Genomic DNA, 12,042 nt, shown 5'->3' with positions numbered 1-12,042 from the left:
CACAAGGCCGCTCCTACATCGATCGCGCACGCTGCGGATCAGGCGATCTTCTTCAGACCCTGCTTCTTCAGCTCTTCGTCGCGCAGCTCGCGGCGCAGGATCTTGCCGACGTTGGTGGTCGGCAGCGCGTCGCGGAACTCGATGGCCTTGGGCACCTTGTAGCCGGTGACGTTGGCGCGCATGTGCTCCATCACCTGCTCCTTGGTCAGGGTCATGCCCGGCTTGACCACGATGAACACCTTGATCACCTCGCCGGACTTCTCGTCCGGGATGCCGATGGCCGCGCACTGCAGCACGCCCGGCAGCGCGGCGAGCACATCTTCGAGCTCGTTGGGGTACACATTGAAGCCGGACACCAGGATCATGTCCTTCTTGCGGTCGACGATGCGCATATAGCCGTCCGGCTGGATCAGGGCGATGTCGCCAGTCTTCAGCCAGCCATTGCTGTCGATGATCTCGGCGGTGGCATCTTCACGCTGCCAGTAGCCCTTCATCACCTGCGGCCCCTTGATGCACAGCTCGCCCACCTCGCCCAGGGGCAATTCCTGGCCGTTGTCGTCGATGATCTTGCACAGGGTGGACGGCACCGGGATGCCAATGGTTCCCAGCTGGTTGGCCGAAGTCGGGTTGACCGCCGCCACCGGGCTGGTCTCGGTCATGCCGTAGCCTTCGCAGATGGCGCAGCCGGTCACCGTCTTCCAGCGCTCGGCGACGCTCTGTTGCAGGGCCATGCCGCCGGACAGGGTGATCTTCAGCGCCGAGAAGTCGAGGTTGCGGAACGTTTCGTTGTTGCACAGGGCGACGAACAGCGTGTTGAGACCGACGAAGCCGCTGAACTTCCACTTGCCCAGTTCCTTGACCATGGCCGGCAGGTCGCGCGGGTTGCTGATCAGCACGTTGTGGTTGCCGATGAGCATCATGGCCATGCAATGGAAGGTGAAGGCGTAGATGTGGTACAGCGGCAGCGGGGTGATGAGGATCTCGCACCCTTCGTGCAGGTTCGAACCCATCAGCGCGCGGCACTGCAGCATGTTGGCGACCAGGTTGCGGTGGGTAAGCATCGCGCCCTTGGCCACGCCGGTGGTACCGCCGGTGTACTGCAGCACGGCGACATCGCCGGACTGCGGGTTGGCCTCGGTCACCGCGCCGCCCTTGCCCAGCGCCAGGGCATCGTTGAAGCGCACGGCGCCCGGCAGGTGGTAGGCCGGCACCATTTTCTTCACGTACTTGATGACGCTGTTGATCAACAGGCGCTTGAGAGGTGGCAACAGGTCGGCCACTTCGGTGACAATGACATGTTTGACCTGGGTCTTGGGCACTACCTTTTCCGCCAGGTGCGCCATGTTGGCCAGGCACACCAGGGCCTTGGCCCCGGAATCGTTGAACTGGTGCTCCAGCTCCCGCGCGGTGTACAGCGGGTTGGTGTTGACCACGATCAGGCCGGCGCGCATGGCGCCGAACACGGCGACGGGGTACTGCAGGACGTTGGGCAGCTGGACCGCGATGCGATCACCCGGCTTCAGGTCGGTGTGCTGCTGCAGCCAGGCGGCGAAGGCGCCGGACAGGGTGTACAGCTCGCCGTAGGTGATGGTCTTGCCCAGGTTGCTAAAGGCAGGTTTGTCGGCAAAGCGTTGGCAGGATTGCTTGAGTACCGCCTGGATATTGGGGAATTCGTCAGGATTGATGTCCGCCGTGACCCCGGCTGGGTACTTATCCTTCCAAAAATGTTCGATCATGGAAGCCCGCTCCTTCAGCAACAGCGAATTCGGTACGCGTCGATGCGCTTATTATTGATATGAGAGGCCGGCTCATTGCAAACCGGATCCTCTGAAAGCGCGCCGAGAGTAACAGCTTTGCAAGGGGTCGCCTAGAGGTCGAAATGGGCCGACAGGTCACAAAAATGACTCAATGAACAATACAGGTCATTTTTAGAGTAATTATACAAAATGTCGCGAATCCGCCTGAAAGCCCTGCCCTAGAGAGGGCCTGCGGGAACGGCGTTGTGCTGATCCCACAGGATTGGATTAGCCACCGTCAGGCGATATCGCGCAACTCCCGGCGCAGGATCTTGCCCACCGGAGTCATCGGCAGCGATTCGCGCAACACGATGTGCTTGGGCACCTTGTAGCCGGTGAAGTTGGTCTTGCAGAACGCCTTGAGCTCATCGACGCTCACCCCACCCGCACGCGGCACCACGAACAGCTTCACCGCCTCGCCGGTGCGCTCGTCCGGCACGCCGATCACCGCGCAGCTGGCCACCTGCGGATGGCCCATCACCACATCCTCGATCTCGTTGGGATACACGTTGAAGCCCGAGACGATGATCATGTCCTTCTTGCGGTCGACGATGCGGGTGAAACCGTCCGGATCGATGACGGCGATATCGCCGGTCTTCAGCCAGCCTTCGGCATCCAGGACCTGGGTGGTGGCCTCAACCTGCTGCCAGTAACCCTTCATCACCTGCGGCCCCTTGATGCACAACTCGCCACGCTCGCCCAGCGGCTGCTCGTGGCCTTCATCGTCGATCACCTTGAACGCCGTGCCGGGCACCGGCAGCCCCACGGTCCCCAGGCGCGCCAGCTGGCCATAAGGATTGGTGCTGGCCGCCGGCGAGGTTTCGGTCAGGCCATAGCCTTCGACGATGCGACAACCGGTGAGGGCCTCCCAGCGTTCGGCGGTGGCCTTGACCAGCGCGGTGCCACCGGAGTTGGTGATCTTCAGCGCGGAGAAATCCAGCGACTTGAAGCCCGGGTTGTCCATCAGCGCGACGAACAGCGTGTTCAGGCCCACCAGCGCCGAGAACCGCCACTTGCCCAGTTCCTTGATGAAACCGGGAATATCCCGGGGGTTGGTGATCAGTACGTTGTGGTTGCCGGTCACCATCATGCACATGCAGTTCGCGGTGAAGGCATAGATGTGGTACAGCGGCAGCGGCGCGATCATCACCTCCTGCCCTTCCTTGATCAGCGGCTGGCCATCGGGGCCGTGCTGACCGAAGCAGGCCAGCACCTGGAGCATGTTGGCCACCAGGTTGCCGTGGGTGAGCATGGCGCCCTTGGCCAGCCCGGTGGTGCCGCCGGTGTACTGCAGCACCGCGATGTTCTCCAGGGTTTGTGCCACCGGCCTGTGAGTGAGCCCGCGCCCCTGGCGCAGCACCTGCTTGAACGACACGGCCTGGGGCAACTGGTAGGCCGGCACCATCTTCTTCAGCTTGTCGACCACGGTGTTGACCAGCCAGCCCTTGGCCGTCGGCAGCAGGTCGCCCATCTTCGCCTCGATCAGGTACTCGATGCCGGTATCGGGCAGCACCTCCTGCACGCGCTTGCCGAACATGTTCAGGTACACCAGGGCTCGGGCGCCGGAGTCCTTGAACTGATGGCGCATCTCGCGCTCGGTGTACAGCGGGTTGGTGTTGACCACGATCAGGCCGGCGCGCATGGCGCCGAACACCGCAATGGGGTATTGCAGGACATTGGGCATCTGCACCGCGATGCGGTCGCCCGGCACCAGTTCGGTGTGCTGTTGCAGCCAGGCGGCGAAGGCGGCCGAATGACGCTCGAGGTCGGCATAGCTAAGGGTGACCCCGAGGTTGCTGTACGCCGGGCGGTCGGCGAAGCGTTTGCAGCAGCGCTCGAAGACGTCGACGACGGACGTGTAGACATTCATGTCAATGGTGGAAGGTACGCCCGCGGCGCGCTTGTCGTTCCAGAAATCGGCTTGCATTTATTGTTGTTCCTCTACCGGGACATTCCTGACCTGATCGCCTGCTGGCAAAAAGGTGTTCAGCCGACGTTAGCAGCTCTGTCGAAGGTGGCAAATACGCCAAGTGCCGCCATTAACATTGTGAATCTCTTTTCCGCCCTTCCTGCAATCGATGGCTTTGCGCATACACTGTTGGGCAACCTCCGCGCGCAAGGACCCGCCATGCCCCACGACGCCTTCTGGCTCCCCGCCAGCGAGCATTGCAGCCTTTATGTCCACCAATGGCTGCCGGCCACTCCGGTCAAGGCCGTGGTGCTGCTGGCCCATGGCATGGCCGAGCATGCCGGGCGCTACCAGCGCCTGGGTCATGCGCTCAACGCCGTCGGCTACGGGCTGCTCGCCCCCGACCTGCGCGGCCATGGCCGCACCGCCGAACTGGGCAGCCTGGGCCTGTTCGCCCGGAAAAATGGCTGGAATGCCGTGCTCAACGACCTGGGCCTGCTGGCCCAGCACATCGGCCAGCAATTTCCGGGAACCCCGCTGTTCCTGTTCGGCCACAGCATGGGCAGCTACATCGCCCAGGCCTACCTGCTGCACCACAGCGCCAGCCTGCAGGGCGCGATCCTCAGCGGCTCGAACTTCCAGCCGGTGGCACTGTACCGCGCGGCGCACCTGATCGCCCGCGTCGAGGCCTGGCGCCAGGGCCCGCTGGGCAAGAGCGCGCTGATCGACTGGCTGTCGTTCGGCTCGTTCAACAAGGCGTTCAAGCCCAACCGCACCGCCTTCGACTGGCTCAGCCGCGATGCCGCGGAGGTGGACAAGTACATCGCCGATCCGCTGTGCGGCTTTCGCTGCAGCAACCAGCTGTGGCTCGACCTGCTGCAGGGGCTGGCGCAGATCAGTCAGAAGAAGAACCTGGCGCAGATCGATCCAAACCTGCCGATCTTCGTGCTGGGCGGCGAATGTGATCCGGTGAGTGCCGGCAAGCGTCTCACCCACCTGGCCGACGCCCTGCGCGCGACCGGCAACCGTCATGTACAGTTGCGCATCTACCCCGGCGCACGCCACGAAGTGCTCAACGAAACCCATCGCGACGAGGTCACCGCCGAGATCATCGGCTGGCTGGAGCAGGCGCTGGCCCTTGGCCGCCCTGCCCGCAGTGAATGATCGGCAGCCTCGTCCGTTCCACAAGGAAGCCCCTGATGACCCAGGTCACCAACACGCCTTACGAAGCCCTCGAAGTCGGCCAGAAAGCTGAATACAAGAAGTCCGTGGCAGAACGCGACATCCAGCTGTTCGCCGCCATGTCCGGCGACCACAACCCGGTGCACCTGGATGCCGAGTTCGCCGCCAAGAGCATGTTCAAGGAACGCATCGCCCACGGCATGTTCAGCGGCGCGCTGATCAGCGCCGCAGTGGCCTGCACCCTGCCTGGCCCGGGCACCATCTACCTGGGCCAGCAGATGAGCTTCCAGAAGCCGGTGAAGATCGGCGACGAGCTGACCGTGCGCCTGGAAATCCTCGAGAAGCTGCCCAAGTTCAAGGTGCGTATCGCCACCAACGTGTACAACCAGAACGACGAGCTGGTGGTCGCCGGCGAGGCCGAGATCCTCGCGCCGCGCAAGCAACAGACCGTCGAGCTGGTGAGCCCGCCGGAGTTCGTTGCCGGCTGAAAGTACAGCGGCACACACGGTCACTGTAGGAGCGGCCTTGTGTCGCGAAAGAGCTGCGCAGCAGTCCCTGGATTTCAGCGTCCATGCTTAGATCGCCGGGGCTGCTACGCAGCCCTTTCGCGGCACGAGGCCGCTCCTACAGGTATGACCTCACCCCAGCTCGCGCAAGCGCCGCTCGATATGGCGGCGTTCAGGCCCCTGCCGGGTCAGCGTCAATGCCTGCTGCCAGGCCTCGCGGGCCTGTTCGGTATTGCCCAGTTGCCGATGCAGTTCGGCCCGTGCGGCATGGGCCAGGTGGTAGTCGCCCAGTTCGCCCCGCTCGAGAATTGCTTCGACCGCCCGCAACCCGACCTGCGCGCCATCACGCCGGGCCAGTGCCGCCGCCCGGTTCAGCTCCACCACCGGTGACGGCCAGTGGCGCTGCAGCACGTCGTACAGGCCGACGATCTCGTCCCAGTCGGTGGCCTCGGCGCTGGGCGCTTCGGCATGCAGCGCGGCAATCGCCGCCTGCACACTGTAGGGGCCGAACTCCCGGCTGCTCAGTGCCTGGCGCACCAACTGGCTGCCCTCCTCTATCTGTGTCCGGTCCCACAGGCTCCGGTCCTGTTCGTCGAGCAGCACCAGCTCGCCGTCGGTATCGCTGCGCGCGTTCTGCCGCGAGGCCTGCAACAGCATCAGCGCCAGCAGCCCCAGCACTTCGGCATCCGGCAACAACTGCGCCAGCAACCGGCCCAGGCGGATAGCTTCGTCGGTCAGCGCGCGCGTGGTCACATCCTCGCCCGACGACGCCGAATATCCCTCGTTGAACACCAGGTAGATCACCCGCAGCACACTCTCCAGCCGCTCCGGCAACTCGCCCAGCTCCGGTACCTGGTAGGGGATCTGCGCATCGCGGATCTTGGCCTTGGCGCGCACGATACGCTGGGCGATGGTCGCCGGGCTCTGCAGGAAGGCGCGGGCGATCTGCTCGGTGGTCAGGTCGCAGACCTCGCGCAACGTCAGCGGTACCTGTGCATCGAAGGCCAGGGCCGGGTGGCAGCAGGTGAAGATCAGGCGCAGCCGGTCATCGACCAGCAGCTCCTGCTCGCCCGGGTCCTGGGCCTCGCCCTCCAGCAGCATGATCAGGTCCGCCTGGGAGCGGTCGAAGCGGGCACGGCGGCGCAAGGCATCGATGGCCTTGAAACGGCCGGCGGAAACCAGCCAGGCCCGCGGATTGTCCGGGATACCATCGCGCTGCCAGCGCTCGACGGCAATGAAGAAGGCGTCATGCAGGGCCTCCTCGGCCAGGTCGAAGTCTCCCAGCAGGCGGATCAGGGTGGCCAGGATGCGCCGGGAGTCGCGGCGGTAGACCGCCGCCACTTCATCCCGGATTTGCCCTTCGCTGTTCATCAGCCCGGCGATACCTGGGTCATCGTGCTCTCCTTATTGGGTCAGGGTTGCAACTCACGCACCGGACGCACCTCGACGCTGCCGACCCGCGCCGCCGGAATGCCCCTGGCGATGTTCAACGCTTCATTGAGGTCGCGGGCATCGACCAGGTAGAACCCGGCCAACTGCTCCTTGGTCTCGGCGAACGGACCGTCGGTCAGGCTCATGTGTCCGGCGCGCACGCGTACCGTGGTGGCCGTCTGCACGGGCTTGAGCGCCTCGGCGGCGATCATCCGCCCGGAGCCCTGGATGGACTCGGCGTAGGCCATGCATTCGGCGTCCTCGGGGCTGTCGGGCAGGCTGTGCAACAGCGCTTCATCACAATAGACCAGGCACAGGTATTTCATGATCGTCTCCGGGGCAAGGTGGCGATAGGCGGTCGAGGGTGTTCAAGGTTTGAGGTTGAACAGCGCTTTTTGCGTTTCCATGTCGAACGGTGCCGACCAGTGTTCGTGGATGACCTGCCATTGGCCGCCGCTGCGCCGGTAGCCGACAGTGGCGCGCATGAAGCCGCACTGGCTCTCATCGTCGCCCGGGCCACAGCGGTTGAGCCAGTGGGCCAGGCCCAGGTCGCCGTCGGCGTGCACGGTCAGCTGCGCCAATTCGAACACCATCGGCCCGGTGCACATGCCCATGCACATTTCCCAGTGGGCGCGGTAGGCGGCCTTGCCCTTGAATTGCAGGGCCTGGATGGCGTCGAAGGCGACAATGTCGTCGGCGTAGGGGGCGACGATACGGTCGACGTCACGCTCGCGCACGGCTTGCATCCACTGTTCGATCAGTTGCTTCAGTTCATGCTCGGCTGCAGTGTTCATCGGTGTTTCCTCCGAAGACTCATCAGGGTTGGTGGTGACGCTTTCAACACTGGTCGAACGGGAAAACGGCAAATCGACAACTGCCCGGAAATTTTCAGTCGAGGGGCGCGACTGGCTTGAGGAAGTACACGACACGCTCGGTCTCGGCAAAGCCCAGGGCCGCGTGCATGCGCTGGCTGCCAAGGTTGTCCAGCGCGGCGTCCGAGGCCAGTTCGCGGCAACCTTTGCCATCGGCCCACCGTTCGACAGCCGCGATCAGCTGGCGGGCGACGCCCTGGCCGCGCGAGGCCTGTTCAACAAAGACGCCTTCGAGGTACGCCACCGGCGAAGTATTGCTGCCATTGACATAGTCATGACGCACCGACGCCTCGGCCAGCCCTTGCGCCCTGCCCTGCTCGTCATACGCCAGCAGGGCCACGAAGGTTGCGGGGCGGCCGGCGATATCGGCCATTTCCGCCAGGTGGTCAGTCGCCGCACTGTCGGGCCACAAGGCGCTGCGCAAGTGCAGCCAGGCCGGGCTGCCCGGGTCAGTGCAGGGTTGGATCATTGCCACTTCTGGGAACTCCATGACTCAAACGGGTGTAGACAAGATGAACTCACGATAACCGGAGAGAATCACATACACCGCGAAATAACAGAAAATGGCCGCCGACAGCAGGTAGGACCACGTCAGCAGCCGATCACCGAGCAAGCGCCCACCATGGCTGGCGATGGCGCAGAGCGACACGCACCAGACCAACCCGGCGGCGAAGAAGCCCCCGAGGAACAGACCCGCGTCGAGCAGGCTGCCGCCACCAGACCTGGAGATCAGCACCCCACCCACCGCCGCGAACCAGAGGATCGCGCTGGGCGAGGACATGGCCAGGAAGATCCCGCGCAGGAACTCGCGCCAGCCAGACTCCACCACCACTTCGCCCCGCGACTCCAGGTGCCCGCCGCGCCAGGCCGCCAGCAGCATCTTCACGGCAAACCACACCAGCAGTGCCGAACCGCCCAGCCACAGGGCCCAGCGCACGCTTTCGAACTGCAACAGCACGGTCATCCCGGCCAGAGCAGCAATTGCATAGACCAGGTCGCCGACGCAGGTACCCAGTCCCAGCCAGAACCCTTGGAGAAAGCCGCGCTGCATGGCCAGGGTGATCATGGCGATATTGGCCATGCCGATGTCCAGGCACAGGGAAAGGCTGAGGAGAAAACCGTTGGAGAAAGGCATGGCGCACTCTGGACGTAATCAGGGGTGCACATTGAACCCGAGGGTGCGCTTGCCGTACAGAAAGAAAGTTCACTCGCTCAGACAGATTCCGACTGGCCTGTGCAGTCGGAAACATAGTCTTCCACGGCTTGTTGAAACGCTTCGTGCAACCCATGCAGAGTGCTGGCGTGAAAACTGATGATACCGATCATGCCAAGTACACGTCCGACGAAGATCTGGTCATGCGCATCGTATTCGACACTGGCCTCGTAGCCCCTGTAGTGAATGTGATTCATCGTCGATCCCCAGAAATGCCTCGCAGGTAGACAAAAATGCTACCAAGACCGGGGAAGCTCTTCTGCCTCGACATTCATTCAGAATTTTTCATCACCCCGCCAACACCTGCGCATAACGCCCACGATCCACATTGGCGCCACTGAGCACCACCGCCACACGCTTGCCGGCCTGACGTCCATGTTCCTGCACCAATGCGGCCAGGGCAGCGGCACCGGCACCCTCGGCGGTGTTGTGGGTGGTCTCGTGGTAGAGCCGCATGGCCTCGGCGATCTCGTCGTCGCTCACTCGCACGATGCGTGCGGCATGCTCGCGCACCAGGGCGAAGGCGTCGGGGTGCGGCACGCGGCAGGCCATGCCGTCGGCGAAGGTGTTGGCGCTGGCGGTGGTGACGATGCGACCCTGCTCGAAGCTCTGGGCATAGGCATCCGCAGCACTGGAGACCACACCGACAATCTCGGTGTCCAACCCCAGCAGGTTGCGCGCCTGGATCAGCCCGCAGATGCCCGAGCCCATGCCAATCGGCACATACACGCAATCGAGGTCGGCCACCGCCTCGAACAGCTCCAGCGCATAGGTGGCCACGCCGCGCACCAGCTCCGGGTGGAACGATGGGACCATCTGGTAGCCGCGGTCCTCGGCCAGGCGCGCCGCCTCTTCACGGGCAACGTCGAAGTCCACGCCGTGCTCCACCAGTTCCGCGCCCAGGGCGCGCATGGCGGCGTTCTTCTCGCGCGAGTTGCCTTCAGGCACCACGATCACCAGCGGCAAGCCCGCCTGGCGCGCCGCCAGGGCCATGCTCTGGCCATGGTTGCCGCGGGTGGCGGTGACCAGCCCGCGGGGGACTTCGCCAGCGGCCTGCAGGGAACGCACGTAGACCAGCCCACCACGCACCTTGAAGGCACCGGTGGGGGCATGATTCTCATGCTTGACCCAGAGCTGGCAACCTAGCCGCTCGGCCAGCAGCGGCCAGGCATGCTGCGGGGTCGGCGGAACGTGCTGGTGAACAAAGTCGGCGGCTTCACGCAGGGCGGGCAAGTCGAACATGGCGATCTTCCTTCATCGGTAGGGCTTGATCCGATCCTAAGCGCCGGTCATTGTATGGGTCCAAACATATATTGCATGGGTAGCAATTTCGTGTGGATTCCCTCCCTGCCAGACAACGACCAGCCGCGCTACCTGGCGCTGGTCGAAGCCATTGCCGGCGCCATCGAACAGGGCGAGCTGAAAGCCGGCGAACGCCTGCCGCCCCAGCGTCGCCTGGCCTGGACGCTGGGCCTGAACCCAAGCACCACGCAACAGGCGTACCGCGAGGCTGCGGCGCGGCACCTGGTGTCCGGTGAAGTGGGGCGCGGCACCTACGTGCTGGCCAGCAGCAAGGAGGCGACACTATTCCGCCTCAAGCAGCCCGACCGCCAGCACCCGGTGATCGACCTGTCGACCAACGTGCCAGTGGCCGATCCGCACAATCTTGACCTCGAACACAGCCTGCGCAGACTGCTCGAACAGGGTGAAACCACCCTGCTCGACCATTACCTGGGGCCGGAGCAATTGCTACTGGGGCGGATCCAGGGCGCCCGCTGGCTGGCCAATCGCGGCCTGGACCTGAGACCCGAGGAGGTGCTGCTCTGCGGTGGCGCCCAACAGGCCTTGATCCTGGTGCTGCAGTCACTGTGCCAGGCAGGCGAGCCGGTGATGGTCGAAGCGTTGACCGCCCCGGGCATCAAGGCGGCCTGTCGACAGCTGCGCCTGCCGGTGCAGGGGGTGGCTCTGGATGAACAGGGTTTGCGCCCGGACGAACTGGACCGCGTCGTGCGGGCCAGTGGCGCGCGGGTACTGGTGACCACCCCGACCCTGCACAACCCGACCGGGGCCTGCATGGGCGAGGCCCGGCGCCAGGCGCTGGCGGCAGTCGCCAGGCGCCACGACTTGCTGGTGATCGAGGATGACGTGTACGGCGCCTTGACCGACCGGCCGCCACTCTACCCTTTGCTCGAAGGCCGCGGCGTGCTGATCAGCAGCTTGTCCAAGACCGTGGCCGCCGGCCTGCGCCTGGGCTGGATCGTGGCCCGGCCAGCGTTGCTGGAGCAGATCGACCCCTATGCCCAGGCCACCCACTGGTCGGTGTCGCCATTGAACCTGCACATCGCTTGCCAATGGATTTCGGACGGGACCGCCGCACGGCGCCTGGCCTGGCAGCGGGAGGAGCTGGCCGAGCGCTGGCGCCTGGCGCGGGCGTTGCTGGGTAATGCACTGCCGGTGGACAGCGTGCCTGCGCCCCATGCCTGGCTGGACACGCCTGGGGAGGCCGAGGTGCTGGTTGCCCGATGTCGTGCGCAAGGGGTGGAGATCGTGCCGGCCAGCGTGTTCGCGGTGGGCACTGAGCGTGTGCGGGCGGTGCGGGTCAGCCTGTCGGCGGCGCACAGCCGCGCGCAGTTGAAGCAGGGGCTGGAGCTCGTCCGGGATTTACACCTGCCCCTGTAGGAGCGGCCTTGTGCCGCGAAAGGGCTGCGCAGCAGCCCCAGATTTCAGTGTTGGCGCAAAGATCGCGGGGCCGCTTTGCGGCCCTTTCGCGGCACAAGGCCGCTCCTACAGGGATTGTGCGCGGCTCAGTTCAGGCGGCAGCCCTCGCCCAGGGCACGGTACTGAAGGGTGTGCACCTGTCCCTGATGGTCCTCGTAGGTCATGGTGGCGGGCACCACTTCACAGACGTTGGGGATCGTCGACAGGCTGATCACGCGCTTGATGTCGAGGTTGGTGGAATAGTCGTACTGCTCGACCACGGGTTGGGTGTCTGCGGTCTTGACCTGGTCCGCGAAGGCGAGCGAGGACATACCGACCAATGCAAGAATCAGTAAGGCTTTCATGGATAACGACCTTGATGGCTATCAAGCTGATCGCGTGACTTCTGATGCCGTCAATGGCGCGGAGAAGTTGT

At 64.4% G+C, this 12,042-nt stretch carries 13 protein-coding genes; 3 read left to right on the top strand and 10 right to left on the bottom strand.

The features are described 5' to 3' along the window. Nucleotides 1-38: 38 nt before the first annotated feature. On the bottom strand, nt 39-1,736 hold the full coding sequence (gene fadD1, locus LU671_RS25175) for a long-chain-fatty-acid--CoA ligase FadD1 (RefSeq protein ID WP_028693064.1): 1,698 nt from the start codon (nt 1,734-1,736) through the stop codon (nt 39-41). Nucleotides 1,737-2,034: 298 nt separating this feature from the next. Continuing rightward, nucleotides 2,035-3,723, bottom strand: coding sequence for a long-chain-fatty-acid--CoA ligase FadD2 (gene fadD2, locus LU671_RS25170; protein ID WP_203651398.1), 1,689 nt, complete (start codon nt 3,721-3,723; stop codon nt 2,035-2,037). A gap of 201 nt (nt 3,724-3,924) precedes the next feature. Between fadD2 and LU671_RS25165 the strand changes: the two genes are divergently transcribed. Both LU671_RS25165 and LU671_RS25160 read left to right on the top strand, forming a co-directional pair. Further along, a complete protein-coding gene (locus LU671_RS25165; protein WP_232857285.1) occupies nt 3,925-4,869 on the top strand; it encodes an alpha/beta hydrolase in 945 nt (314 codons plus the stop codon). A 35-nt stretch (nt 4,870-4,904) separates the two neighbouring features. Then, the gene (locus LU671_RS25160) at nt 4,905-5,375 is read left to right on the top strand and encodes a MaoC family dehydratase (RefSeq protein ID WP_062574831.1); all 471 of its coding nucleotides are present in this window, start codon (nt 4,905-4,907) and stop codon (nt 5,373-5,375) included. 150 nt (nt 5,376-5,525) lie between these two features. On the opposite strand, the gene LU671_RS25155 is transcribed toward LU671_RS25160, so the two are convergent. The 7 genes from LU671_RS25155 to LU671_RS25125 all read right to left on the bottom strand — a co-directional run bounded on the left by LU671_RS25155 (nt 5,526) and on the right by LU671_RS25125 (nt 10,151). Continuing rightward, the gene (locus LU671_RS25155) at nt 5,526-6,764 is read right to left on the bottom strand and encodes an RNA polymerase sigma factor (protein ID WP_232857284.1); all 1,239 of its coding nucleotides are present in this window, start codon (nt 6,762-6,764) and stop codon (nt 5,526-5,528) included. Nucleotides 6,765-6,805: 41 nt separating this feature from the next. After that, nucleotides 6,806-7,150 (bottom strand): YciI family protein, encoded by a 345-nt coding sequence (locus LU671_RS25150; RefSeq protein WP_203651392.1) that lies wholly within the window; start codon nt 7,148-7,150, stop codon nt 6,806-6,808. 42 nt (nt 7,151-7,192) lie between these two features. After that, nucleotides 7,193-7,618 carry a YybH family protein gene (locus tag LU671_RS25145; RefSeq protein ID WP_232857283.1) on the bottom strand — a complete coding sequence of 142 codons (426 nt, stop codon included), beginning with the start codon at nt 7,616-7,618 and terminating at the stop codon, nt 7,193-7,195. 94 nt (nt 7,619-7,712) lie between these two features. Then, nucleotides 7,713-8,165, bottom strand: coding sequence for an aminoglycoside 6'-N-acetyltransferase (gene aac(6') / locus LU671_RS25140; protein ID WP_232857282.1), 453 nt, complete (start codon nt 8,163-8,165; stop codon nt 7,713-7,715). Between the two features lie 24 nt (nt 8,166-8,189). Then, nucleotides 8,190-8,831 (bottom strand): LysE family translocator, encoded by a 642-nt coding sequence (locus LU671_RS25135; protein ID WP_232857281.1) that lies wholly within the window; start codon nt 8,829-8,831, stop codon nt 8,190-8,192. Between the two features lie 77 nt (nt 8,832-8,908). Beyond that, nucleotides 8,909-9,106: a hypothetical protein gene (locus LU671_RS25130; protein ID WP_232857280.1), complete on the bottom strand. Its 198-nt coding sequence runs from the start codon at nt 9,104-9,106 to the stop codon at nt 8,909-8,911. 91 nt (nt 9,107-9,197) lie between these two features. Beyond that, nucleotides 9,198-10,151, bottom strand: a complete 954-nt coding sequence (locus LU671_RS25125; RefSeq protein ID WP_232857279.1) for a threonine dehydratase — start codon at nt 10,149-10,151, stop codon at nt 9,198-9,200. Nucleotides 10,152-10,226: 75 nt separating this feature from the next. Here LU671_RS25125 and LU671_RS25120 point away from each other — a divergent pair, with 75 nt between their 5' ends. After that, complete coding sequence (locus LU671_RS25120) at nt 10,227-11,588, top strand: aminotransferase-like domain-containing protein (protein ID WP_232857277.1); 1,362 nt, start codon at nt 10,227-10,229, stop codon at nt 11,586-11,588. Nucleotides 11,589-11,713: 125 nt separating this feature from the next. Here the strand turns inward: LU671_RS25120 and LU671_RS25115 are convergent, their stop codons facing one another. Next, entirely contained in the window at nt 11,714-11,971 is a 258-nt protein-coding gene (locus LU671_RS25115; protein ID WP_028693053.1) for a DUF2790 domain-containing protein, read from the bottom strand. Nucleotides 11,972-12,042 lie beyond the last annotated feature (71 nt).

This window comes from Pseudomonas sp. NMI760_13 (genome assembly GCF_021283245.1).
GTDB lineage: Bacteria > Pseudomonadota > Gammaproteobacteria > Pseudomonadales > Pseudomonadaceae > Aquipseudomonas > Aquipseudomonas peradeniyensis.
This window is presented reverse-complemented; position numbering and strand designations above follow the sequence as displayed.

Excerpts from the sequence above, each read along its gene's own strand:
- LU671_RS25120 (WP_232857277.1), top strand. The coding sequence starts at position 10,227 with ATGGGTAGCAATTTCGTGTGGATTCCCTCCCTGCCAGACAACGACCAG.
- fadD1 (WP_028693064.1), bottom strand. The coding sequence starts at position 1,736 with ATGATCGAACATTTTTGGAAGGATAAGTACCCAGCCGGGGTCACGGCG.
- LU671_RS25160 (WP_062574831.1), top strand. The coding sequence starts at position 4,905 with ATGACCCAGGTCACCAACACGCCTTACGAAGCCCTCGAAGTCGGCCAG.
- fadD2 (WP_203651398.1), bottom strand. The coding sequence starts at position 3,723 with ATGCAAGCCGATTTCTGGAACGACAAGCGCGCCGCGGGCGTACCTTCC.
- LU671_RS25150 (WP_203651392.1), bottom strand. The coding sequence starts at position 7,150 with ATGAAATACCTGTGCCTGGTCTATTGTGATGAAGCGCTGTTGCACAGC.
- LU671_RS25125 (WP_232857279.1), bottom strand. The coding sequence starts at position 10,151 with ATGTTCGACTTGCCCGCCCTGCGTGAAGCCGCCGACTTTGTTCACCAG.
- LU671_RS25135 (WP_232857281.1), bottom strand. The coding sequence starts at position 8,831 with ATGCCTTTCTCCAACGGTTTTCTCCTCAGCCTTTCCCTGTGCCTGGAC.
- LU671_RS25155 (WP_232857284.1), bottom strand. The coding sequence starts at position 6,764 with ATGAACAGCGAAGGGCAAATCCGGGATGAAGTGGCGGCGGTCTACCGC.
- LU671_RS25130 (WP_232857280.1), bottom strand. The coding sequence starts at position 9,106 with ATGAATCACATTCACTACAGGGGCTACGAGGCCAGTGTCGAATACGAT.
- LU671_RS25115 (WP_028693053.1), bottom strand. The coding sequence starts at position 11,971 with ATGAAAGCCTTACTGATTCTTGCATTGGTCGGTATGTCCTCGCTCGCC.
- LU671_RS25165 (WP_232857285.1), top strand. The coding sequence starts at position 3,925 with ATGCCCCACGACGCCTTCTGGCTCCCCGCCAGCGAGCATTGCAGCCTT.
- LU671_RS25145 (WP_232857283.1), bottom strand. The coding sequence starts at position 7,618 with ATGAACACTGCAGCCGAGCATGAACTGAAGCAACTGATCGAACAGTGG.